This window comes from Bacteroides sp. OM05-10AA, assembly GCF_003439055.1.
GTDB lineage: Bacteria > Bacteroidota > Bacteroidia > Bacteroidales > Bacteroidaceae > Bacteroides > Bacteroides intestinigallinarum.
Genome location: NZ_QSUR01000004.1, coordinates 272,455 through 296,849 on the forward strand (window position 1 = coordinate 272,455; position 24,395 = coordinate 296,849).

A 24,395-nucleotide genomic window follows, 5' to 3' on the forward strand; every position below is an offset into this window, starting at 1 on the left:
AAGAAAGAAAATTAAGAATGTGTCTTTATGGGAAAGAAAGAACTACTAAAACAACTGATTGCAGGATTTCAAGCCTCACTACCAGTAGAGATACGTCCTCGTGAACTCACTCTGCCTGTTGATAGCGGGAAGATCATAACAGTGTCTGGCGTGAGAAGATGCGGTAAGTATTCTTTTTTTCTTGATAATCAATCAGCTTGTTTATGAGAAACGCTAGAATGATATACTGTTTTGAATATTTTGCTTCCTTTACCATTTTCCAGTTTTACTTATGAGTGAAGTTTTTTGTTGCTACTTTTTTATTCATCTTTTCCTTCAATTTCCACGTTTGTTGCTGCTGTAGTCGCATAGAGTAAAGTAAATATAAATGTAGTGCCCTTACCAAATTCGGAGCTGACGGAAATTTTTCCACCGAGCCGCTCAATGATAGATTTGCAAATGGATAATCCCAGTCCTGTTCCTTGTGCGTAATTGTTCAATTTTGTAAAACGCTCGAACACATGTCCCACTTTCTCTGGTTCAATTCCCATTCCGGTATCTGTTACGTGGAAGATGATTTGGTTGTCTGTCAGTTTGTAGCCATAACTGATGTTTCCTTTTGGGGTGAATTTGATAGCATTTCCGACCAGATTTGAAATCACCTGAAATATCCGATCTTTGTCTGTTGTGATCATCAGGCTCTCGTCCGAAAGCTCGTAAATAAGGCTTACTCCCTGTGGAATACGGAATATATGGGCATTGCGCACTTCCAGACAGATATTGTGGAGACTGGCAGGTTTGAAAGAAAATTCAATAATTCCCGATTCAATTCTCGAGAGATCGAGGATCTCATTGATAAGCTGCAGTAGCCGTTCGTTGTTGGTGTTGACGATACTGTAATACTTTTTGCGTTCTTCCGCATCGTCGCTTTCGGCAATGAGGTATGAAAAACCGACAATGGCATTTAGTGGAGTTCGTATTTCATGACTCATATTGGCGAGGAAAGCCGATTTCAAGTTATCGGCCATCTCTGCTTTCTCTTTTGCCAATTGGAGTTCACGTTTTATTATTTCCAGTTCTGTGATGTTCCATTCGATGCTGATGATAATGGGGGAAGACAATTCGTCTCCGTCCACTCGAATTTTCCGTTTGTCAAGGATTATCAGATTCCCATTTTTGTCTTTTTCTTCAATAATCCAGTGTAACTCTTTCCCTGTAGTAGCTACCTGGATGTCTTCCAGTCTCTTCTTTTCTGCTACTGCGCGAGGATGAAAATCAAAGTCATCCTTACCAATGGGGTCATGTGGATAAATATCTCGATTGTATGATTCGCGATTTCGGTATATGTATCGGAAGTTGTTATTGATCTCTTTTACTACAATTCCGGCGGGGAGGTTGTTGATTGTGGTATCCATGATCCGGTTGAGTCGTTTAATTTGGGCTTCATATCTGATTCGCTCGGAAATGTCATGCGCAAATGACCAATAACTTTCCTCACCGTAGTCATTAGCTACATTATACATTGTGCCTTCGTAGCCTAATATGTTTTTATTAGTTTTGGAAGGATAATAGGAGGTGAAATTGCTGCTTTTACCGTATCTTATATCTTTACAGCGCTCTTCCCAAGCTTTTTGTGTAGGTATGTTTTCAGCAATATTATAAATTTTCAGTTGACTAAGGTCTTCGTTTTCGGTAATTCCGTGATTATATAAGAAACAACGATTGGCGAAGATAATCGTACCATCGGATTTGGCAGCGAAGATGCTCTCTTGGACATTGTTGATGGCGTGTGTCAGTGTATTGATATAGTTTCTATGATGTTGTATGTCCGTGATGTTCTGAATATATCCTTCGATGTTAAAGCTGCCATCGGAGAGTGGTTTGCGCAGGTAAGTCTGAATACGCATATAAAATATTTCCCCATTTGTGCGGACACGGTAACTGATACTTTTTATGTTGAGTTCCTCTTCGTTCGTGTGCAACCATTTTCTGAAACTTTGACGATCTTCTTTTACGATTAGCTTGATGTATTTTTCAATAGCAATATTTTGGACATTTTCCTCGTATGAGGCTCCTGTATAGTCCGAATAATGCAGCATCTTTTTATGCGTATTGTATGTCCATTGTCCGATTTGAGCTACTTTTTGAATCGTTCGTAGCGTATAGTTCGCTTGTTCCAGTTCACGTTTTACATTGCTTCTTTGCGTGATGTCACGATATTGGCAGAGTACCATGTCGTCATAAGGAAACATGAGGCATTTGAAGTAAAAAGTATCGTTTTTCAGCACTAGTTTGAAGTTCTTGTTAATACTTCGCTGTTCTTTGAGGACAGTCTGAAAAATAGGTATTACTCTCTTTCTTGTGTATTCCGGTAAAAGTTCGAATATATTTTTTCCTAAAAGTATATTTTCTTGCAGAAACCACAGGTCACAATGAGGTTCAATATCCATGCAGACGCCATGTTTGTCAATCAGTAACATAGTGTCTGCTGTCAGTCTCAAAATTCTTTGTGCGTTATTCGCATTATGTAATATTCTGCTCATTTTTATTTTATTAGTTGGGCGTACCGGTTGTTGTTTGTAAAGTAATATTGCATAAGTTTTGTTTGATATACAGCTCTTTGTATGTTTGATGGTTTTCAAATAGTATTATGCATATTTCAGTGGCTGTACTACTCTTGTAGGTGTATTTTTATGACTTTTATTAATATGCTGCAAAAATAGGTAAAAGAAACGTGTTGGCAGAGGAATGTGTAGTTCCAACAAGTAAACATAAGTGTATCCTATTTGGATACATTTGTAAAGTTGGTGCTATTAATATTGTTAGATAAGTCGTGGAAAAAATCATGGTCAAGAATACAGGAAATACGCCAAAGTAGATAAATGTCGATATTTTCTTTCTGGAATATCTTGTAGACGTTGGGGCGTGTGCAGCATAATTGAGTGGCGAACCAGGTGACGGTGCGTCCCTGTTCGTGAAGTATGTCTGCGATAAGTTGTCCCACATGAACCATATATCTATTCTGCTTCTGTGTACCTCCAGATTCCCTTAGGCGGACGAGTCATTCTAAAGTTGACAGATTATATAGAAAAGACGTGGGAATCTTACCTTCATCCGTTCTGTATTCAAGGCCTTCGCAATGCCCTACCCCGAGAACGAACAACGCAGAAAGCCCACGCCGATATGCATAACATCCGTAACCTCTCTTTGTTTTAAAGCGAGGCACGGATGTATATAAATACACATCAGGAGGACGTCTTAGTTGCTATTCGTCAATTCGGGGTCAAAGTTTGCGAAGTTTTGAATACGAAAGACAAACGCTTATAAACGTCTTCTCTATATATACGTCTCTTCTACCACCACCCGGAGGCTTTCTGCAGAAGAGACTGTTGCAAATGTATAAAAAAATATGGTTGGAGAGGGTAATGTGAATCAGAAACTTTTTGAAAGTAGGTTATTTTGTCCTCTTTTTGCCCTTTACCGGGTGAAATGCAGTTGTGCTGATATCTTATAAGAAAGAGGAGGAATCTTTCAATTTTGAGCACGAAACGGGCTTTAAACTACAAAAGCCGGGGCATAATACCTCGGCTTATGTTTTTTCTTCTTGTCAGGGAGCTTTTTTATTCATCAGAAACCTTTGTTCCCCATACATTTGCTGCGTAGGTTCACAACGACGGCGGGTTCCGAAAAGTCGGATAGTAAAGAGAGTAGGAAAACTGTAAATCATAAAGAAGTATGGCAACTATTGATGGAAAAAGTATAATGGATTTTCTTATCGGTGGGATGGATAATCCGTTACCTGGCTGGTTCAAACCTTTCGGACACGATCCTGTAGTCGGATTAGAAAAAAAATGTAGCCTATGATGCCCAATTTGGATCTGCCGGTCAAGATGCTAATTGGTCTCATGATGTGATTCATCTTGTAAAATGGACAAACGAGGGTTCTAAGGAGGTGCCTTACTCTATAGATCTAAATCTTGAAGGATTAGAACAATTGTGATGTGAAAAAGTAATTTGTTGATTCATTGTACGTAGGCGCACTAAGTTTCGTAGTTGCTACAAGAATCTTGATTTCAAAAATGGAATATACAGGGATAAACGCTTGTAATAAGAATGAAATTATTGCAGGAGTTTCCTTTATAAAAGGTTAAAACTTATTGTTTCTCCGGAAATAAGAAAGTACGCAGCTTTTCCAATCCCGCCCTGTGCTTTTTAGGATTGTCCTTTTTGAGTTTGGCGATATTCTGTAATTTCCATTTTACAGACGGATAGCTGTTTAAATCTCCTGCACAGCATTTCCCCCAGTCAGGTTCGTCGTTCTCGAATGACAGAAGAAATTCCCGGTCTGTTTCGGTCAGGCTGTCGTTTACCTGTTGAATGAGGTTATGCCTCGCCTCTTCATAATCGGAATAAGTGAACGAGGTATCGGACATTCCTTCAAACTGATTTTCCAATGCTTCCGTTTGGTCGATGGCATTTGGCTGCAATGATTCGATGAGAGGCTTGTCGCTTCCCAGCAGGTAAAACATGAAGCCGTCCTTGACATCATTGAACGATGTCATTTTCATATACTTCCAATCGAACAGGTCCCGTGGGTGTTGGCGGCTCAATGCCGCTGCTATCTTGCCCCCGTAAAGTTGTGAATAAGAAACGGTACGTGCTTTGCAGGTCATGTTGAACTCCGTTTCGGCCCGTTCGCACAGTATCCTGTCCTCTGTCTCCCCAATGATGCCGCGCTTTGTCCCGTTCACCTCGATTTTGACGGTCGCACTGTCCAAGGTACACTGCAATTTCCAGACATCGGGCTTGTGAAGCACTCTGATACCCGGTATGGATTTTTCTATGCTGCTTTTCAGGGTTCGCAGATGGCTGTTGATAGTCTCCAGACTCTTCGCCCTCTCCTGCACAGGAATATAGGTAAGGTCTATATCGACCGAATAGCGCGGCATATTCTTATGGAACAGGTTAATGGCCGTACCTCCATGCACCGCGAAATCTTTGATGCGATACACGGACGGTATAATGCGTATCAGCAGGGCCACTTGTTTTTTATAGATGTCATTCATATTCGTTTAATTCTTTGGGTACGGTTATTCTGTATTTGGCGATATAAGCCCCGTTTTTTATCAGTTGCAATTTGGAGGTTCCCAACTCTATTTTTGATGTATCGAGTGCTTCATGCCAATAGTGTCCCGCCTTTTCCGCCATGTAAAGGAACATACGTTTTACTTTAAGGCTCTTGGTCGTTTCAAGCAGTCGTTGTAGTATTTCGGGGCGCAGCGTTGTCAGTTGTTCCATCATATAGAATAAATCCATATAAGAGTATTGTTGCGGCGCAAGCAGCAAACACTCCAAGAATGCCTGTTCCGGAGTGGAAACCAGTAAATCCGCTTCGTCTTTCACGACCGTTGTGACTTGCGGCTCTGAAAAAGCATCGGTGGAAAATGGTTTTATCACTCTGTCGAAAACATCATTGCGCATCCATTCCGGAACACGTTGTTTGCTATGCGCTACCATCAGCAACGGTTTGCCCATAGGTACATAGTGATTGAAACCGAATAGCTCCAAGGCGGAATGTGCTGCAACACGGATTCTCTTGCCTAATTGTCTGTTGTAGCAGGACAATGCGGCGTATGCCGACAGACTGTCTCCTGTGCGGTACATGACTCCTTTTGACAACATCTCGAGCCAGCCAGATTCCCGGTATCTTTTTATCAACTGGTCGGAATAGCCGTTCCTTTTCAACCATTCGGAAAACAACAGCCCTTTTGGAGTGGCGGAAAGTAACAGTTGGTTTATCTTGCTTTTGGGTTCTATATTCACAGTATATTATTTGTTTTTTATTTCAACTGCAAAGATACTGTTTCTTTTGTCTTAAAAGTCAGAATAGTTAATTTTGTTTCGGTATAATATACTTTCTGTGTAGTATTGAATGACAAAACCAACAGCTACGAAAACCATTTTTTCTCTCCCTCATATCGGAATCCGCTTTTTACTTGGCGTTTCGTTTGTTCAGCACGTCCTTTATCATCTCCTTCACGTCTTGCCCCATCTGTACGAAATTCCTATATCAGAAATCCCTGTTCTTTTCGAAGTTTCTGTTTTCTCAAAGATTATAACACCTTGAATTCATAACCTTCCTCTTTCAGGAATTCGATGGCACGGGGGAGTGCGTATTGCAGGTTACCGTTGTTCCATGACTTCAGTGAATCGTGGAAAGTGATGATAGAACCGTTTCGCGCATAGCGTTTCACGTTGTTCAGCACTTGTTCCGGGCACATCCGCTTACTGTAATCGCGGGTCACGAGATCCCACATAATAATACGGTAATGATAACGCAATGTATAATACTGCCTGAATCCCATGTGTCCGTGTGGCGGACGGAAGAGATCGGAATGAATAATATCATCTACCTTTCTGGCATTTGCCAGGTAATCCGGATTGGAATATTCAAATCCACGGATGTGGTTGAAAGTATGGTTGCCGATGCGGTGTCCGTGCTCTACCACCATCCGGTATTCATCCGGGTGTTTGCGTATATTGTCGCCTACCATGAAAAAGGTAGCTTTAATATGATGCTTTTCCAGTATTTCCAGTACCCAGGGAGTTACTTCGGGGATGGGGCCGTCGTCGAAAGTCAGATAGACTGCCCGCTCATTCGGGTCCATCCGGAAGATAGCCTGTGGATACAACGCCCGGAAAAGCCAAGGTGGTTGTTCTATAAACATGAGAGTTTGCGTTAAACAAGTATTAAGTAATAAGTATTAAGTATTATACCATGCGGAAAACATGCCGGAAGCCATGATTAATACTTAATACTTAGTACTTGATATTTAATATTTATTTCCCTTTCATTCTCGTCACGTACTCGTTGTATAGCTGATCGAGTTGCGTAGAGTAATGTTTTGCGAGTTCTTCTGATTTGTATTTTTCCATTAGGCGGACTTCGGCGTCAAGCAAGCTGGCGTTGTACACGAAGTTTTCGCTGGCGATGGCAAGCTGGTTATCGTTTAGGCTAAGATACCAGATCATGTATTCGAGCGACTTGTTGGCAAGCTCGTCGATAATCTTGTTGGCTTTCTCGTTCTGTCCCAGTTGATAATAAGACTCTGCCATTTGGAAGGCGCCATTTGCCCAGTCATACGGTACGTTGATTGCCGGAATCATCTTTTCGGCGTAATCGAGTGCAGCGAGCGCCTTGTCCTTCTTACCTTCTTTGATAAGCTGTCCTACGAGTTGCGTGAAGATACGGCGGTGCGTGTAGCACATACGCATCACGTTCTCGTCGATGTAGATACCCGGCTTGTCGATACCGCCGAACTTGAACTTGTTCATCAGGTTGTCGTACATCTTTTCACTATCGATCTTGCTGTCCAGCTTGTTCGTATCGAACGGAGTGAAGCGGTAGGCGAGACCCTCCTGTGTGAAGTGATTGCCCATGCCCAGATGGTTTTCGCTTCCTACGGTGATTGCCATATAGATAGGACGTTCCCAGTTAGCGTTGGCAAGCATTTCGAGCATCATCAGTTCACTCTTGTAGAGGGCGCGTTTCGGGCTGCCGTTGGCGTCTCTAAGGGTGATTGTCATGTATTCGGGGATAGAGTCGCCCAGAGCTTCCGGAATCTTCATGCCGGAGCGGCGTACGGCTTCCTTATCTATCTTCATGACGATGCTGTCCGTAGGGATCAGCGGGAGCTGTATCTCTTTTCCTGTCTTCTTGAGAAGCTCTTTCAATTGGTCGTTCTTGCCAAGCATCCAGCGGTTGATGATTTCCTTCAGTTCATAAGGATTTTCACCGAAGATGGAGTGAACGAGTGACAATATGGTAGTGTCTCCTTGTGCAGCCAGTTCGTTTGCCTGTTTGAAATAGCTGTCGATAAGAGCTTTCATTTCCGGACGGATAGAGATATATTCGTTTTGTCCTTCCACGTATTCCACACGGTCCCAGGTGATAGGGAGTGACGGAGAATCGTAGGCCGGACGTTTCATCTGGTCGATATACCAGTCTGTTTGCAGGTAACTTAAGTTACAGGTGCGGGCATCCGTACGGAAACCTTCCGTTTCCTGATTGTACCACAATGGGAAAGTATCGTTATCACCATTGGTGTAGATAATCGGGTTGCCTTCTTCCTGCAAAGTCATCAGGTAGTTCTGTCCGAAGTCGCGGGCAACGAAGCGTCCGCTGCGGTCGTGGTCATCCCATGTCTGTCCCGCCATCTGAATGGGGACGAACAAACAGAGAACAGAAGCCAGAATGGCTGCCGGAAGTTCCTGCATCTTGGCGTAATCCCGCAACATGCGGATGATGCCTGCCACTCCCATACCTACCCAGATGGCAAAGGCATAGAACGAACCGGCATACGCATAGTCTCGTTCACGGGGTTGTGCAGGAGTTTGGTTGAGGTAGAGTACGATAGCGATACCTGTCATAAAGAACAGGAAGAATACCACCCAGAATTGCTGGATACCTCGCTGGCTATGGTAAGCCTGCCAGAAGAGTCCGATCAAACCGAGAATCAGCGGCAGACAGTAGAATACATTATGACCTTTATTGTTTTTGAGATCTTGCGGAAGCAATTCCTGGTTACCTACCAGCAGGTTGTCGATAAACGGGATACCGGTGATCCAGTTGCCGTGCTCGATTTCTCCGCTACCCTGTATGTCATTCTGCCGTCCGGCAAAGTTCCACATGAAGTAACGCCAGTACATGAAGTTCAACTGGTAGGAGAAGAAGAATTTGATATTTTCCCATTGGGTAGGCATGTTTACCATCACCATTTCTCCACATTGGTCGTAAGGAACATCATATCCCTTGATGTCTACCCATTGCTTGTAGAGCGGTGCGTGTGACGAACTGTACATACGCGGGAAAAGCATATTCTGTGCATATTCATATTCCACACGTCCGGGAAGTTCGATATAAGAGTCTTTTTCGTCGGGCGAAGTCTTTTCCTTGCGGACAAACTTGCTTCCTGCTTCCGACTGGCGCGGAATACAATATCCGTCTTTTACGTCGAGTGCCACTTTCGAAGAGAAAGCAGGACCGTAGAAAAGAGGACGGCTTCCGTATTGTTCACGACCGAGGTATTCGCCCAGTGTGAATATATCTTCCGGTGAGTTTTGGTCCATCGGAGTGTTGGCAGTAGAACGGATAACGATCAGTGCGTAAGAAGAATATCCGATTACGATCATCATGGTGCATAGCAAAGCCGTGTTCATGGTGCGGGCGGTGATACGCCATCTCTCTTTGATCTTGGCCTGTACACCCGGAGCGAGGTAAAGTCCCAGTGCGGCGATAACCAGAATACCGATGATGATACTGCTGGCTCCGTGTCCGTAGAACGGGATACCCAGTAGAGCAATCGTCAGAATAAAGGAGATAGCCATGCGCGTCTTGTTCTTTTCGGTATAGCTTTCGTATACGCCCCAGATCAGAGCCGCTGCAAGCAGAATGATATAAACCACTACGCCTGAATTGAATGACATTCCGAGTCCGTTGACAAACAACAGCTCGAACCAGCCGCCTACTTTCACAATGCCCGGTACGATGCCGTAAAGCACGGCTGCAACGAGTACCATTGAACCGAATAACGCAATTAACGAACCTTTGGCGGTAGCGTTTGGAGTTTTCTTGTAGTAGTATACCAGTACGATGGCGGGCAGACAAAGCAGGTTCAGCAAATGGACACCGATACTCAATCCCGTCAGATAGGCGATGAGGATAATCCAGCGGTCGCTATGAGGCTGGTCGGCCACGTCTTCCCATTTCAGAATCAACCAGAAAACGACAGCGGTAAACAGAGAGGAGAAGGCATATACTTCACCTTCTACGGCCGAGAACCAGAATGTGTCACTGAATGTATAAACCAGTGCACCGATCAGTCCGCTACCCATGACCGTGATAAGCTGTCCTTTGGTGATATTGTTTTCGTCAGTGATAATCAGTTTGCGTACCAGATGGGTGATGCTCCAGAAAAGGAACAGGATACAGGCACCACTCATCAGGGCACTCATGTAATTCACCATTTTCGCAACGGTTGTTACGTCGGAAGCAAATTGAGTAAACAGGTTCGCCATCAGCATGAAGAAAGGTGCGCCGGGCGGGTGTCCGACTTCCAGTTTATAGCCGGTGGTTATGAACTCCGGGCAATCCCAGAAACTTGCGGTCGGTTCTATTGTCAGGCAGTAGACGGTTGCCGCAATGATGAATGTAAGCCAACCCATAAGGTTGTTTACGGTTCTGTACTGTTTCATTAGCACTATCGTAGTTTATTCGTTAAAAACAAATTATGAGGTCGCAAAGATAGTGATTTGTAAGGATAATGAGGAAGAAAGTAAGAAATATTAAGTAACAAAGGGGTGATTTACTATCTCTTTCACTCTTCCGGAAGGCGGCAGAGAGGGAAGATACATTTTAAAACAAGGTAGCCGGATATCTATATAAAGTCTATGTTTAATGATGGTGATGATGCTCTCCTAAAACCCGGTGAGGCAATGTACCGTGTCCCAATAGCTCGATAGGGCAGTTGAAGTTTCTTTCCAACCATTCGGTAGTGACGCCTGTATCCGGATGGTAATCCAGCGTTTCATTGACACAAGCGATGGATTTTACCTGTTGCAGCACAGTGCCGATATCATGGCTGACAAGAATGATGGCACACTCTTTATTGATTTCAGCCAATAACTCATAAAGACGCGCTTCGAAACGCTTGTCGATATATGTGCTGGGTTCATCGAGAATCAATACCGCAGGGTCGGAGATGATGGCGCGCCCCAACAGGGCACGTTGCAGTTGTCCGCCGCTTAATTGTCCGATAGAACGGTGTTCGAGTCCTTCAAGCCCCATACGGGAAATAATCTGTCTGCCTTTCTCTCTCTGTTCGGGAGTGAATCGGGAAGTGAGCGACTTTTGTATGCTCAATCCGGATAGAATCACTTCTTCCACGGAGATAGGAAACTTCCGGTCTATGGTGCTATATTGTGGTAGATAGCCGAGGAGAAGCTGGGATTTTGCAGAAGAACTTTGAAAGGAGACTCCTGTAGATGTTGTTGATGAAGCCTCTTTGGGAACATTGAATATAATTTCCCCTCCGGTTGGCTTCAACAGACCGAGGATGCACTTTATAAGCGTCGTTTTGCCGCCTCCGTTCGGACCTATAATACCTAGAAAATCCCGTTCGTAGATGCTTAGATTAACATCGTGGAGAACAGTGCGACCGTCATATCCGGCGGAAAGATTCTTTATTTCGATTATTGGTTTCATCGTTGGAAATGGCTTGATAGGTTCTTTCTTTATACGTTTATTTTGTTGCAGCCTGTGGCGCGAGGGCTTTGGCTACATTCAGCATTTCTTCTTCCCAGTCGTAACTTAGCGGATTGATAGGGATCACTTTCGTTCCGGTTTGCTGCGCGATGGTTTCCGCATTGCGTTTGTCAAATTCCGGTTGAACAAAGATAACACGTACATCTTCTGCTTGACACAGGTCTATCAAGGCTTTCAGATGGGCGGGAGAAGGTTCTTTACCTCCTTCTTCGATGGAAATCTGATGCAATCCGTAGTCGCGGGCGAAGTAGGAGAGAGCCGGATGATAAATCATGAAGGCTTTGGCTGCTTCGGGAGCGGAGAGTTGACGGCGAATCAGGCTGTCGGTGTGCTGGATACGCTGGCAGAGCGAATCGTAGCGGTTTCTATAGTATACCTCATTTGCCTTATCCAGTTGGCTAAGGGCTTTGTAGGTGTTTCCTGCAATGATTAAAGCATTACCGGTGGAATTCCATACGTGAGGCTCTACGGCGTGGATATGCCCGTCGTGGCTGTTATGTTCGTGGGCATGGTCGTGGTCATCATTGTTGAGTATGAGGTCGATTCCTTTGGAGGTGTCGAACACTTGAATATGGGGGGTATTGTTCATTAAACGATCCATCCAGGTCTGTTCGAAGCCGATGTATCCGATGCGGAAATAGGCTTTGCTGTCTCCCAGAGAAACAAGTTGTTGGGGGACAGGATCATAGGTTTCCGGGCTGGAACCTTTGGGGACCATGCTGACTACTTTAAATTTATCTCCGGCAATAGCTTCCGTGAAATAACGTTGCGGTTCCAGGGTGACGGTAATCACCGGTTTTGCTTCGTCATCGTTGCTTGCTTGGGAAGAGCGTCCTGTGCAGGCTGCCATTAGGAGGCAGGCACTAAGGAGGAAAAGGGTTCTCATATCTTTTAGTTGTTTTTTCATGACTTCTTCTATTTCGGGGTTTCTTTCTTATCTTATTCCTATTCTTATTTTCGGGCCCGTAATATTTCCCGTTTACCACCCGGAGGTCCGGGCAGGCGTTCTACTGTGAATCCGGCTGTCTGCAACATCCGGCGGACGACACCTTTGGCGCAGTAAGTGGTCAGGATACCGTCTTTATCTAATAAAACGTAGAGGCGGTTGAATAGTTCTTGCGACCACATTTCCGGTTGCTTTTCCGGTGCAAAGGCATCGAAGTAAATGAGGTTAAATGAAGGATTCAGGGCAGGTGATTCGGCGTTGGTTACGCTATCATTGACATTGCTCATTGTCCGTTCTCTGTTCTCAACCCATTTGTTTACGTCTGTCTCTACTTTCTGTAGGGTGAAGTGTGGAGTGAGTTGCACGTCTTTCTCCCAAGGTGATGTATGAAGTTGCTTAAACAATTCGATAGCCGGTTGCTGCCGGTCGCTCGTTGTTAATTGTTCATCATTGGAGATATATCCTAGTTGCTCTATCGTCTGCCATTCCAGCGGATAGAGTTCCAATCCTGTATAGTGTATATTCCATCTGCTTCTTTCTGCTTCTTCCAGGGTGAGCCAGGCGTTTAGCCCTGTCCCGAAGCCGATTTCAAGAATACGCGGAGTAGTGGCGGAAGAGGCTTTAAGTCCCATATCGATGAAAATATGTTGAGACTCCGTGCGTGCCCCTTTCGTTGAATGATAATGTTCATTCAATTCCGGAACAAACAGGGTAGCGCTCCCGTCGTCGGTTTTCTCAATAATCCTTTTCATCATACAATCTCTAATACTTACTGTCTAACGTCTAATACTTTATACTTAATACCTAATACTTATTTCCTATCCTGCTATAGCATCCCAGGCACTTTCGAGTGCATACAGGAGAAGAATATAACGTATCAGTTTGCCGACAAACATGGAAACTATGATGAGCCATGTGTTGCTTCGCATAAATCCCAGTGCAATGGCTATCACTTCCCCAATGGCGGGAAGAAAGGTGAAGAAGGCCATCAATGCTCCTTTCCCTTGCAGGAATTTCACCATTTTGTCTACTTTCTCTTTCTTTACCTTGAAATATTTCTCAATCCAGCTGATTTTGCCCAGACGCCCCATGTAGTAGCAGGTCATTCCGCCTACTGTATTGCCCAGAGTGGCGGAGATCAGACAGGCTATCGGGGGCAGCCCGAGTTTCACCAGTGCCACCAGTACCAGTTCGGAACTGAAAGGCACGATGCTCCCAGCCAATAAAGCCGAGATGAATAATCCCGGGAGTCCCCATTCTATGAGGAGTTGTATCGTTGAATCTATAAAAGCGTCCATATATTAAAAGCGAATAAGAGGATGAGACCGACCAATGAAATGATAAAAAACACATTCGAACTTTTACTATTGGTCAGTACAAAGAAATGTCCGATCAGGATGCTGTTGCTTATGATAAGCAAAGGCAATAGGGCACTGCAATATATCGGTTGCAGGGCAATCAGCAGGAACAGGAAAATCGTCAGGTCTATCAGGAATTGGAGATAGGCGCGTGTGCGTATCTTATCCTCAAATCCGGCGGCGATGCAATGGACGGCACTGACGATGAACATCACCAACAGATAGCCGAGTATTGCCAGTTCCCAAGGCTGGAGGATTTGTAGGTTGAAGAATTCTCCGAAAGTAAGTAGCTGATTGAAAGGACGATAGAATAAATCCATCTCGTTGTAGAAGAAGGCGTGTCCGAACAGCATCCAGTATGGCAGCATCCATCCGAGCAGCGCACCGCAGAAACTACGCGGAGTGAGCGACTGGAAACGGTAGGCTTCGAGCAACCAAAGCACCGAGAGGATGGTGAACTGTGGGAACAGAATACTTCCCGCTCCAATAAAGAAGAAGGAATAGAATAAATAACCCGCAGCTTGAGTTTGCTGATAGCTTTTAAACAGAAAATAAATGGAAATGAGAAAGCCCAAGGCAACAATATCTCCTGTATATAGGAAATGCATTTTCGGGCAGACGGTGACCAGCAGGAAATAGATAGCCGTCTGCATGGAAGCCCTCATACGGATAATGCTGAACTGATTGTTCAGCTCTATCAGAAAGTAGCCGATAGTTGCATAAATCAGGAAGCTGACAATCCGGTCTGCCCATCCCGGAAGCAGAAAATCGCGGGCGGGTTGCCAGGCAGAAGGGCTGTCTTCGAGTACGGTTGAGGCTATGGAACCGGGAAATAAAAAGTAAGTCAACACCCAGCATAGGGCGCAGATAAAGATAACGGCAGGCAGGGTCCACCGTCCTGCCGTCACTTGACTTTGTAGTCTTTTATTTCTCATTGATCTGTCAGTTCTGTTGTCGCCCGGCAGGCATATATCATCGCTTTGTTGGATCTATATGCCGTGCGTGTTGGATCTATATATCCTGCGTGTTGGAACTATATGTCCTGTACATTGGATCTATATGCCCTGCAAATAGGAGATTTATACCTGCCGTGGCGTATCATTATAGGTTGTTTTTTACAAATCGAATCCGATATCGCGGCGGAAATACTTCTTGTCGAAGTCGATCATGTCTGTCACTTTGTAGCTCTGTGCCAGTGCCTCTTCTTTCGTTGCACCGTAAGAACAAACGGCAATCACACGTCCTCCGTTCGTCACGACTTGTCCGTCTTTCATGGCTGTTCCGGCATGGAAAATGATGCTGTCGGTAGCGGCAGCCTGTTCCAGTCCGCTGATAGGGAATCCTTTTTCGTAAGCTTCGGGATAACCGCCGCTGACAAGGATGACACAGCCGGCTGAACGTGGGTCCATCACCAGTGTCTTTTCGTTCAGGTTGCCTGCGGCAGTGCCTTCAAGCAGTTCTACGAAGTCGCTCTGGATACGGAGCATTACACTTTCTGTTTCCGGGTCGCCCATGCGGACGTTGTATTCGATCACCATCGGTTCACCTTTTACCTTGATAAGGCCGAGGAAGATGAAACCTTTGTAGGTGATGTTTTCTTCTTTCAGGCCGTTGATGGTTGGTTCGATGATGCGTGTGCGTACTTTCTCCATAAACACTTCATCGGCAAACGGAACGGGGGTTACGCTACCCATACCACCTGTATTCAGTCCTTTATCGCCTTCACCGATGCGTTTGTAGTCTTTGGCTACCGGAAGGACTTTATAGTGTTCTCCGTCTGTCAGTACGAATACAGAGCACTCGATACCGCTTAGGAACTCTTCGATTACAACGGTTGCCGATGCAGAGCCGAACATGCCACCCAGCATTTCTTTCAGTTCTACTTTAGCTTCGTCCAGCGTAGGGAGGATCAGTACTCCTTTTCCGGCACAAAGACCATCAGCCTTCAATACATAGGGAGCTTCCAGCGTTTCGAGGAAAGCGAGACCTTCTTCGAGGTTTGCAGAAGTGATGCTTTTGTAGCGGGCTGTCGGGATGTTATGGCGCATCATGAAGCCTTTGGCAAACTCCTTGCTTCCTTCCAGTTCTGCTCCTTGAGCCGAAGGGCCGATAACGGCAATATGCTTTAGCTCCGGACGGTTCTGGAAGTAGTCGTAGATTCCTTCTACCAACGGATCTTCGGGGCCTACTACTACCATTTGAATGTTCTCTTTCAGAGCGAAAGCGCTGATGGCTTCAAAATCGGTTGCTTTGATGTTGACATTCTCGCCTACGGCAGTTGTTCCGGCATTTCCCGGAGCAATGTACAGTTTTTCAACTTTCGGACTTTGGGCAATTTTCCATGCCAGTGCATGTTCGCGGCCGCCCGAGCCAAGTAATAATATCTTCATCTTTGTGCTATTATAAGTTATACTGTTATATATGATTCGTAATGGATGCGGTGGACTTTGCAGGTTTTATAAATTCTGCTCAAAGTACCGGGTGATTTTCTCGTGCAGATGTACACGGTCACGGCCTGCTACGTTGTGCTTGTGGCACGGGTAGATAAACAGGTCGGGATAAGTGCGGGCATCTACACAGGCTTTCATAAACGACAGGGTGTGTTGTGGCACGCAGGTATCGTCATGATCGTCGTGAATAATCAACAGGTGACCTTTCAGTTGGCCGGCAAGATTCTTCAGGTTACATTCTTTGTAGCCTTCCGGATTGCTTTCCGGTGTGTCCATATAGCGTTCGCCGTACATTATTTCATAGTAACCCCAGTCGATTACCGGACCTCCGGCAACGCCTACTTTGAATATCTCCGGGTAACGGAGCATCAGGGCGGTAGTCATGTGACCTCCGAAACTCCATCCGTGTACGCCGATGCGTTCGCTGTCTACGTAGGGGAGGGATTTCAGGAATTCAACGCCTTTTACCTGGTCTTTGCCTTCTTCGATGCCGAGACGGCGGAAGGTGGCATTTTCAAATGTTAGTCCGCGGTTGCTGCTACCGCGATTGTCGATGGTGAACATTATATAGCCTTTGCCTGCCATGTATGTGTCCCATCCGCGTGCGCCGTTCTGCCATCCTCCGGTGACGCATTGCGCGTGAGGGCCTCCGTAGACATATACGATTACGGGATATTTCTTAGCCGGATCGAAGTTTGCCGGCTTCATCAGGCGGTAATGCAGGTCGGTAGTGCCGTCTGCCGCTTTGATTGTTCCGGTTTCGATGCTTGGCATCTGGTATCCGTCGTAAGGATTTTCGGCTGTCAGCAGGTTGACTGTTTCTTTGAAGTTTTTGGTGTCTACCAAGTTGATGACGCGGGGTTGATCTTTGGTGGAATAACGGTCGATAAGGTATGTGCCGGAGGCACTAAGTGTTCCGCTATGTTCGCTTTCCTTGCAGTTTTCGAACGGCTGGCTTATCTTTCCATTACTTACGTTTACTGCAAAATGGCCGCTTCTCAAGCCTTCTACGGCAGTGAAGATGATCTCTTTACGCTTTGTGTTGAATCCCAGGATTTCGCTGACCAGCCAGTTGCCTTTGGTTAGCTGTTTCACTTTACCGGCCTGGAAATAGCTGCCGCCGTTGGCACTATTATAGGTTTCACCTTTCATGTTTGCTGCATTTGTCTCAAAGAGATAAAGGTGATTGTAGCCGTCACGCTGACTTTGATAGATGAACTTGGTAGGGTCCCACGGCAAAAATACGATGGGGGTTTGCGGTTCGACGTATTTAGGGTGCATTTCTTCATAGAGGACTCCCATGGGTTCTCCTGTCTCTGCGTTGTACTGGCAGAGTTTGGCATGATTCTGATTGCGGTTTACTTCGATCAGGCAGAGACTCTTTTCATCTGGTGCCCAGCTGATGTTAGTGAAATAACGGTCTGTCGGATCGCCTGCATTCAGATAAATGCTTTTACCGGTGGTAGGGTTGTAAATGCCTACTTTTACCTGATGGCTCGTCATTCCTGCCATCGGATAGCGTACGTTGTTCACTTCGCCCACACGTGCAGTGATGTCTACAAGCGGGTATTGTGTCACCATGCTTTCATCCATACGGTAGAAAGCGAGCAGGTTACCTTTCGGACTCCAGAAAGTTCCTTTGTTGATACCGAATTCATTGCGGTGCACTGTTTGTCCGCAAACGATGCCTTCGGGTTCATTGGTTACTGCTTTCTCATTCACATATAGATTGTTATCTATCGTGTAAGCCACATTTCCACTGGCTGCGCAATAGTCTTCATTATTTGCCCCGTCCTTTGGTTTGAGTGTGCTGACAACCTGATTGTTCTTGAAATCATATACAATGAACTTTCCTGCTATCGTGAATAGCATTTGTGGCTTGTCTGCCCATGGAAAACGGACGGAATACAGGTGTGATAATTTTCCTGCCTTGTTTTCTTCAAGCACTTTGTTGATTTGCTCGCGAGTGATAACCATTGTTTCTTTCCCGGTTTTGGGTTGAATTGAATAAAGGGTATCTACTCCTGGCTTGATACATTCGTCGCCCCACCATTGCAGCCCGTACAGGTTTTCTGCATAGAGGTAACTCTCGCCGCCCGGAATCAGTTCTTCCAGTGTCGGTTTTTTGGTTTCTTGTGCCATAACATTGAATCCGATTGGTAGTGCCAACAATAACAGAATGGCTCTTTTTCCAATTTTACTCATTGCTCTTTTCTTTATTATTTGTTTTTAAATCCTTCTATTTTTACTCTGTCCAAAGGAGTCTGCTTTATTTGAATGGCAGCACTCAATTTGGCAAAAGCGGTGAATAGGTCGTCAAATTGCTTCTCGTAGCTTTCTCTGTCGGAGGATATGTCCTCTTCCAAGTATTCAATCCTTTTCCTCAATTCTTCCAATTCCTGTTTTGGAGCATGGGAGAGCAGGTATTGGCGCATGTGGACGAAGGCTCGCATGATGTTGATGTTGACTTCGATGGCTTTAGGGCTTCGAAGTACTCCGGAAAGCATCGCGACACCTTCTTGGGTGAAAGCAAAAGGTGGATATCTAAACCAATCAAGATCTAAGGTCACATTTTGTGACCTTATGCTGTTTATCAGATAGTTACATTCTTCATTTGTTAATCTGAACATAAAATCTTCAGGAAAACGCTCTATATTTCTTCGTACTGATTGTTTGAGTACCTTCGTTTCAATCTCATACATCTCTGCCAAATCAAAGTCAAGCATAACTTTCTGCCCTCTGATCTCATATATCTTGTTTTCTACTATGATTAAATCATTCATATTTCGTTTAACTGGCAGCTTACTGTCTATGACTGTTGATTAATATGGTTATTTTTAGGTTCAAGATCGCAATTTGCGACCTTGAACTATTTATTCTGTGAGTTAATGATTGCTGAAATAAGTCATTAACTATTGAATCTTAGCCTATTCCTCTTCCTTCTTCGGAATCCTCGGCTCCCGGTTCCCCCTAAATTCTCTTGGCCCTCTCGAATCTCTTCCTCCGCGGAATTCTCCCCGTGGCTTTCTATCTCTGTCGCCGCCTTTGAAGTCGCCACCTTCTCTGCGTGGCTTGTATTCTCCCTCTCTGCGAGGTCTGGACTCACCATCCCGGCGTGGTTTGAACTCACCTTCTCGACGTGGCTTAAACTCTTTTCTTTCTCTGAATCTTGGAGCCTGTTCACCTTCACCCTCTTTCTTCTCTTCGCCCTCTTCCTGGCTCTTGAACTCTTTATATTTTCCGTCAAAAATCTCATATTTGCGGAATTCACACTCCAACGGTCCATTGAACAAAGGAACTTTCTGGCTTGCCTTCAAGCCAATCTGGTCGAAACACTCTTCCCGATAAGAAAGCACCCATGCTTCGTTTCCTACAAATGCATGTTTCAGACGTTCGCCGATCATCTGGTAAAGACCGAGCAAATCATTCGTAGAGATACGTTCCCCATAAGGAGGATTGGTGATGATGATTGATTTCTCCTGTGGCTGTTCGAACTGCTGGAACGGTTGCAATTTCAGCACGATATCTTTCGATACACCGGCAGCTTTTATATTGTGAGTAGCAATTTCATTCGCTTTCGGATTGTTGTCATACCCATAAATCTTATGAGTAAACTCACGTTCCTGACTGTCGTCATTGTAAATCTCATCGAACATATCCGCATCGAAATCCACCCATTTCTCGAAAGCAAACCCTTTACGGAATACTCCCGGAGCGATATTCTTAGCAATCAGTGCGGCTTCTACAGGGATAGTACCCGAACCACACATCGGATCGATCAGATCACATTCTCCACGCCATCCGGTCATTAAAATCATGCCGGCAGCCAATACCTCATTCAACGGAGCTTCTACCGCTTCCTGGCGATAACCGCGACGGTGAAGTGATTCTCCGGACGAATCCAAAGACAAGGTACAGGTAGTCTGTGCAATATGAATGTTCAGAAGTACATCCGGGTTGTTGATGCGTACCGACGGACGTTTACCCGTTTTCTCGCGGAAGTAGTCCACAATCGCATCTTTCACCTTGTACGAAACGAATTTCGAATGGCGGAACTCCTCACTGAATACTACTGCATCGATAGCAAATGTCTTGTTCACATCGAGATATTCTTCCCATGGAATAGCCTGTATTTGATTGTAAACCTCGTCAGCATCTTTGGCCGTAAAGTTCTTGATGGGTTTCAGGATACGGATGGCGGTACGTAGACAGAAATTAGCCTTGTACATCATACGTTTATCTCCTGTAAATGAAACCATACGACGTCCTATTTGAATGTCGTTGGCTCCTAATGCTGTCAGTTCTTCTGCAAGTATCTCTTCCAGTCCCTGGAAAGTCTTGGCTATCATCTCGAATTGTTCGCTCATATAGATTCTTTTGATTTTATTTTTTTGCTTTAGTTTGTACGATTCTTGCTCCTGCGGGCACGTTTTCCGTTACCCAGATATTACCGCCTACGGTTGCATCACGTCCGATGGTGATTCTTCCCAGAATAGTGGCGTTGGAATAAACAATCACATTGTCTTCCAGGATCGGATGGCGGGGGATTCCCTTGATCGGTTTTCCGTCGGCATCCAGCGGGAAACTCTTGGCTCCCAGTGTGACACCCTGATATAGTTTGACGTTGTTTCCGATGATACTCGTGGCGCCGATTACGACACCCGTACCATGGTCGATGGTGAAGTGAGTGCCAATCTTTGCGGCCGGATGGATATCAATTCCCGTTTCGCTATGCGCCATCTCCGTGATGATACGGGGAATCAGAGGAACACCCAGTTCCAGCAATTCATGCGCGATACGGTAATTGCTGATCGCTTTAATGGCCGGATAACAGAATATGACCTCTCCATAGCTTTCGGCAGCCGGGTCACCGTTGTAGGCGGCTTCCACATCCGTTGCCAGTATCCTCCTCATGGCGGGTAACTTACTGATGAATTTAGCAGCAAGACGTGCAGCTTCTTCTCGTTTGGAGTCGGAACAGACGTTGCATTTCCCCTCTATGGAAGTGCTAAAACATAATCCGGCCAGGATTTGCTCACAAAGCAAATCAAACAATTTTTCAATGTTTACACCGATGTGATAATTGATAGTCCGGCTGTTAATAGTAGAATTTCCGTAATATCCGGGGAAAAGAATGGAGCGTGAAAGCTCAATAATTTCATACAAGACTTTTGCAGAGGGCAGTGGTTCGCCATCTTTGTGCTGATGAAACAGTCCTTTATAAGATTCGCTTTCCGATAGCTCATCGACTGCCTGTGTCAAAATGTGGGTGAAGTTCAGTGGACTCATTAGGTCAGTTGCTCATATTTATATGGGCACAAAGGTATTAAAAAAATAATAAAATTCGCTGGGATTCAGGATAAATAATGTATTTTTGTCACATTCAAAACATGACATGAATAAGGGGAACGGATGAATCAGAGGACTACTATGAAACTATTTGTGCTATTGGGACTGTTGATGTTGCTAAGTTGCGGATACGCTGATAGACATCACAATAGCTCTTCGTGCGAACAGGTTTTGGTCGATTCTTTGGAAGTTCGTGTGCAGGACTCGCTGTTCTCCAATCTGCATTATTCCCGCTCACAACTGCTTGAGGCACTGATGCAGACGCAAGATTCCCTGGTTTATTATCGTCTGCTCGCCCTTTACGGGAAAACATTCTTTGTCTCTTCCGATTTTGATTCTATACTCTATTACAACCGCCGGGTAAAAGAATTTTCCCGCAATGCTTCCCAATCTTCTGAATCTCTCCAATCTCCGCAATGGAATGATGTATTGTCCGATGTCTATAATATCGAAGGCAACGTATGGATGCAACTGAACCGCCCTGATTCTGCAATTATCGACTATAAAAAAGCCTATGGATATCGCCTGAAAGGAAAAAGACTACACCTGCTTTCGGATCTTTGTATCAATATCGCTGATGCCTATCTGCATCGCAGTGACTTGGCGCACACTGCTTCGTATTACCGGCGCGCTCTGTTTCTCTGCGATTCTTTGAACTTGTCCGAGCACACGAAATTTCCTGTCTACTACGGATTGGGGCAGACTTACATGGAACTGCGTGATTTCGATTTATCCAATCATTACTATGAATTGGCCGGGCAGTTCTTCGATGAAATGAGCGTGAGCGAGCAATGGACCTATCTCAACAATCGCGGCAACCATTATTATTACCGGAAAAACTATCAGGAAGCTTTGAAATATATGCGTAGGGCCAATGCACTCGTATCTTCTTATCCGCAGATGGTGTTTGAACAGAACTTTATCAAAGTAAACCTGGGAGAATTGTACTTGTTGACTGACAAACTGGACTCCGCACAGATCTGCTTGGACGAAAGTTATCGTTTCTTCTCCGATATACAGCATAACTCGGCCGTTCATTACATTGAAACCCAGATGATTGAACTGGCATTGAAAAAAGGTAATATAGCCCAAGCGAAGACTATGATCGCCCGGACTGCTCCTGTGGGGCATCTTGACGCCAATATGCTGACTATACGCAATCAGTATCTGCAACATTATTTTGAGCATACCGGTGATTACCGCCGTGCCTATGAATACCTGAAACGTGATCGCCATCTGGACGATTCCATTCGGAGCGAACGGATACAGATGCGTGTTGCCGAATTGGATATGCGTTATCGGCAGGATACGATAGTACTTCGTAAGGAAATGAAGATTCAGCGGCAGGCAGCAGAGATGAGAGTGCTCAAATTGAGCGTATCTATCTGGGTACTTGTCTGCGTGTTGCTTGTGGCAGGGGTAGTGATAGTTGTCTGGTATATGCGTAAAAAGAGGGAGTTTCTTCGCCAGCGTTTCTTCCAGCAAATCAACCGTGTCCGCATGGAGAATTTGAGAAGCCGGATTTCTCCTCATTTTACTTTTAATGTACTGGGACGTGAGATCAATCAGTTTAACGGCTCGGAAGAGGTGAAACATAATCTGATGGAACTGGTGAAATATCTCCGTCGTAGCCTCGAACTTACCGAGAAATTGAGTGTATCTTTGCAAGACGAACTGGATTTCGTGCATACATACATCGAACTGGAACGTGGGCGTGTCGGAGAAGATTTTGTCGCAACAATCACGTTGGAGGAGGGTTTAGATGCAACCCGCATCATGATTCCATCTATGATTGTGCAAATTCCGGTGGAGAATGCTATTAAACATGGACTGGCGGGAAAGGACGGAAAAAAGGAACTAATGGTATATGTTTCCCGTGAAACAAATGGGATTCGTATAACGGTTACCGACAACGGACGCGGGTATCTCCCGCAGGTAGTTTCCGCCACACGGGGTACTGGTACAGGATTGAAAGTGTTGTATCAGACCATTCAATTACTGAATACAAAGAATAAGAGTGATAAAATACGTTTTAATATAACCAACAGAAGCGATGGACAAACCGGTACGGAAGTGTCGGTATATATCCCGTTTCGTTTTTCTTATGATTTATGATGGAGACAGGAGAAAAGTATAAGGTAGTTATCGTTGACGATGAACGTACAGCGATTGATGCTTTGCGCCGAGAGTTGGAGCCCTATCGTGAATTTGAAGTAAAAGGAATCGCAGGGAATGGTGCAAAGGGTAAAAAGATGATTATGGAGTTGCATCCGGACTTATTGTTTCTTGATGTGGAACTTCCGGATACGTTGGGACTCAATCTATTAAGTGAAATCAGGGAGGATATTTTGTGGGATATGAAGGTCGTATTTTACACCTCTTATGACAAATACTTGCTTCAGGCGTTGCGTGAGTCGGCTTTCGACTTCCTGCTGAAGCCTTTTGAAGCGGAAGACCTGAAAGTAATTATAGACCGTTACCGGAAGGCTATGACCTCTACTTCGCTTCCTCTTTTGCCTTCTTTTGCTTCTTCCATTAGTGCATTGATGCCCCAGCAAGGCATGTTTATGATTAGCACAGTGACAGGCTTCAAGCTTTTGCGGCTGGAAGAAATCGGTTTTTTTGAATATCTGAAAGACAAACGTCAATGGCAGGTGGTCTTGTTTAATCAAACTTGTCTGAATTTGAAGCGAAATACCAAAGCAGAAGATATTATCAGTTATTCACAAGCTTTTGTACAGATTAGCCAATCTGCTATTGTAAATGTTAATTATCTGGCAATGATTGATGGTAAATGCTGTCAACTTTATCCGCCTTTTCACGATAAGAACGATTTGGTTATTTCCCGAAGTTATCTAAAAGAACTGCAAGAGCGTTTCTTTGTTTTGTAATGTAGACCTCATATTATGAAATACGCCACTTCTTCAGCAGAAGCGGCGTATCCTTTGTACGCTCGGCATGAGCATTATCTAACGGGTGTAAGTCCCGAG

General features: G+C 44.8%; 19 protein-coding genes and 1 pseudogene. 4 read left to right on the forward strand and 16 right to left on the reverse strand.

Features of this window, described 5'->3' with window-relative positions:
- Positions 1–27 precede the first annotated feature (27 nt).
- A complete protein-coding gene (locus tag DXB58_RS05020; RefSeq protein ID WP_233527236.1) occupies positions 28–207 on the forward strand; it encodes a hypothetical protein in 180 nt (59 codons plus the stop codon).
- A 98-nt stretch (positions 208–305) separates the two neighbouring features.
- On the opposite strand, the pseudogene DXB58_RS05025 reads toward DXB58_RS05020, so the two are convergent.
- Both DXB58_RS05025 and DXB58_RS05030 read right to left on the reverse strand, forming a co-directional pair.
- Positions 306–2,522 (reverse strand): annotated as a pseudogene (locus DXB58_RS05025) (ATP-binding protein); the annotation flags it as partial.
- A 239-nt stretch (positions 2,523–2,761) separates the two neighbouring features.
- Entirely contained in the window at positions 2,762–2,992 is a 231-nt protein-coding gene (locus tag DXB58_RS05030) for a hypothetical protein (RefSeq protein WP_122136097.1), read from the reverse strand.
- A gap of 722 nt (positions 2,993–3,714) precedes the next feature.
- Here DXB58_RS05030 and DXB58_RS28340 point away from each other — a divergent pair.
- Positions 3,715–3,843 carry a hypothetical protein gene (locus DXB58_RS28340; protein ID WP_255421133.1) on the forward strand — a complete coding sequence of 43 codons (129 nt, stop codon included), beginning with the start codon at positions 3,715–3,717 and terminating at the stop codon, positions 3,841–3,843.
- 290 nt (positions 3,844–4,133) lie between these two features.
- Here DXB58_RS28340 and DXB58_RS05035 read toward each other — a convergent pair whose 3' ends face one another.
- From DXB58_RS05035 to DXB58_RS05100, 14 genes are all read right to left on the reverse strand, one after another.
- Positions 4,134–5,045 (reverse strand): nucleotidyl transferase AbiEii/AbiGii toxin family protein, encoded by a 912-nt coding sequence (locus DXB58_RS05035; protein WP_122136098.1) that lies wholly within the window; start codon positions 5,043–5,045, stop codon positions 4,134–4,136.
- Entirely contained in the window at positions 5,038–5,802 is a 765-nt protein-coding gene (locus DXB58_RS05040) for a type IV toxin-antitoxin system AbiEi family antitoxin (protein ID WP_122136099.1), read from the reverse strand. The genes DXB58_RS05035 and DXB58_RS05040 overlap by 8 nt, the downstream gene beginning before the upstream one ends.
- 290 nt (positions 5,803–6,092) lie before the next feature.
- A complete protein-coding gene (locus DXB58_RS05045; RefSeq protein ID WP_122136100.1) occupies positions 6,093–6,707 on the reverse strand; it encodes a polysaccharide deacetylase family protein in 615 nt (204 codons plus the stop codon).
- 112 nt (positions 6,708–6,819) lie between these two features.
- A complete protein-coding gene (locus DXB58_RS05050) occupies positions 6,820–10,233 on the reverse strand; it encodes a DUF2723 domain-containing protein (RefSeq protein ID WP_122136101.1) in 3,414 nt (1,137 codons plus the stop codon).
- A 199-nt stretch (positions 10,234–10,432) separates the two neighbouring features.
- Positions 10,433–11,242 (reverse strand): metal ABC transporter ATP-binding protein, encoded by an 810-nt coding sequence (locus tag DXB58_RS05055; RefSeq protein WP_117933431.1) that lies wholly within the window; start codon positions 11,240–11,242, stop codon positions 10,433–10,435.
- Between the two features lie 37 nt (positions 11,243–11,279).
- Positions 11,280–12,209 (reverse strand): metal ABC transporter solute-binding protein, Zn/Mn family, encoded by a 930-nt coding sequence (locus DXB58_RS05060; protein ID WP_122136102.1) that lies wholly within the window; start codon positions 12,207–12,209, stop codon positions 11,280–11,282.
- A 44-nt stretch (positions 12,210–12,253) separates the two neighbouring features.
- Positions 12,254–13,000 (reverse strand): tRNA (5-methylaminomethyl-2-thiouridine)(34)-methyltransferase MnmD, encoded by a 747-nt coding sequence (gene mnmD, locus DXB58_RS05065; protein ID WP_122136124.1) that lies wholly within the window; start codon positions 12,998–13,000, stop codon positions 12,254–12,256.
- Between the two features lie 66 nt (positions 13,001–13,066).
- A complete protein-coding gene (locus DXB58_RS05070; protein ID WP_122136103.1) occupies positions 13,067–13,546 on the reverse strand; it encodes a YqaA family protein in 480 nt (159 codons plus the stop codon).
- Positions 13,531–14,541, reverse strand: a complete 1,011-nt coding sequence (locus DXB58_RS05075; RefSeq protein WP_122136104.1) for a hypothetical protein — start codon at positions 14,539–14,541, stop codon at positions 13,531–13,533. Before DXB58_RS05075 ends, DXB58_RS05070 begins: the two co-directional genes overlap by 16 nt.
- A gap of 180 nt (positions 14,542–14,721) precedes the next feature.
- Entirely contained in the window at positions 14,722–15,996 is a 1,275-nt protein-coding gene (purD, locus tag DXB58_RS05080; protein WP_122136105.1) for a phosphoribosylamine--glycine ligase, read from the reverse strand.
- Positions 15,997–16,062: 66 nt separating this feature from the next.
- Complete coding sequence (locus DXB58_RS05085) at positions 16,063–18,261, reverse strand: DPP IV N-terminal domain-containing protein (RefSeq protein ID WP_122136106.1); 2,199 nt, start codon at positions 18,259–18,261, stop codon at positions 16,063–16,065.
- A 14-nt stretch (positions 18,262–18,275) separates the two neighbouring features.
- A complete protein-coding gene (locus tag DXB58_RS05090; protein WP_122136107.1) occupies positions 18,276–18,839 on the reverse strand; it encodes an ORF6N domain-containing protein in 564 nt (187 codons plus the stop codon).
- A 144-nt stretch (positions 18,840–18,983) separates the two neighbouring features.
- Positions 18,984–20,423 (reverse strand): class I SAM-dependent RNA methyltransferase, encoded by a 1,440-nt coding sequence (locus DXB58_RS05095; RefSeq protein WP_122136108.1) that lies wholly within the window; start codon positions 20,421–20,423, stop codon positions 18,984–18,986.
- A gap of 16 nt (positions 20,424–20,439) precedes the next feature.
- Entirely contained in the window at positions 20,440–21,345 is a 906-nt protein-coding gene (locus DXB58_RS05100; protein WP_004296704.1) for a serine O-acetyltransferase, read from the reverse strand.
- A 123-nt stretch (positions 21,346–21,468) separates the two neighbouring features.
- On the opposite strand from DXB58_RS05100, the gene DXB58_RS05105 reads away from it, so the two are divergent.
- Both DXB58_RS05105 and DXB58_RS05110 read left to right on the forward strand, forming a co-directional pair.
- Positions 21,469–23,520, forward strand: a complete 2,052-nt coding sequence (locus DXB58_RS05105; RefSeq protein ID WP_122136109.1) for a histidine kinase — start codon at positions 21,469–21,471, stop codon at positions 23,518–23,520.
- Positions 23,517–24,296 carry a LytTR family DNA-binding domain-containing protein gene (locus DXB58_RS05110; RefSeq protein WP_122136110.1) on the forward strand — a complete coding sequence of 260 codons (780 nt, stop codon included), beginning with the start codon at positions 23,517–23,519 and terminating at the stop codon, positions 24,294–24,296. Before DXB58_RS05105 ends, DXB58_RS05110 begins: the two co-directional genes overlap by 4 nt.
- Positions 24,297–24,395: the final 99 nt, after the last annotated feature.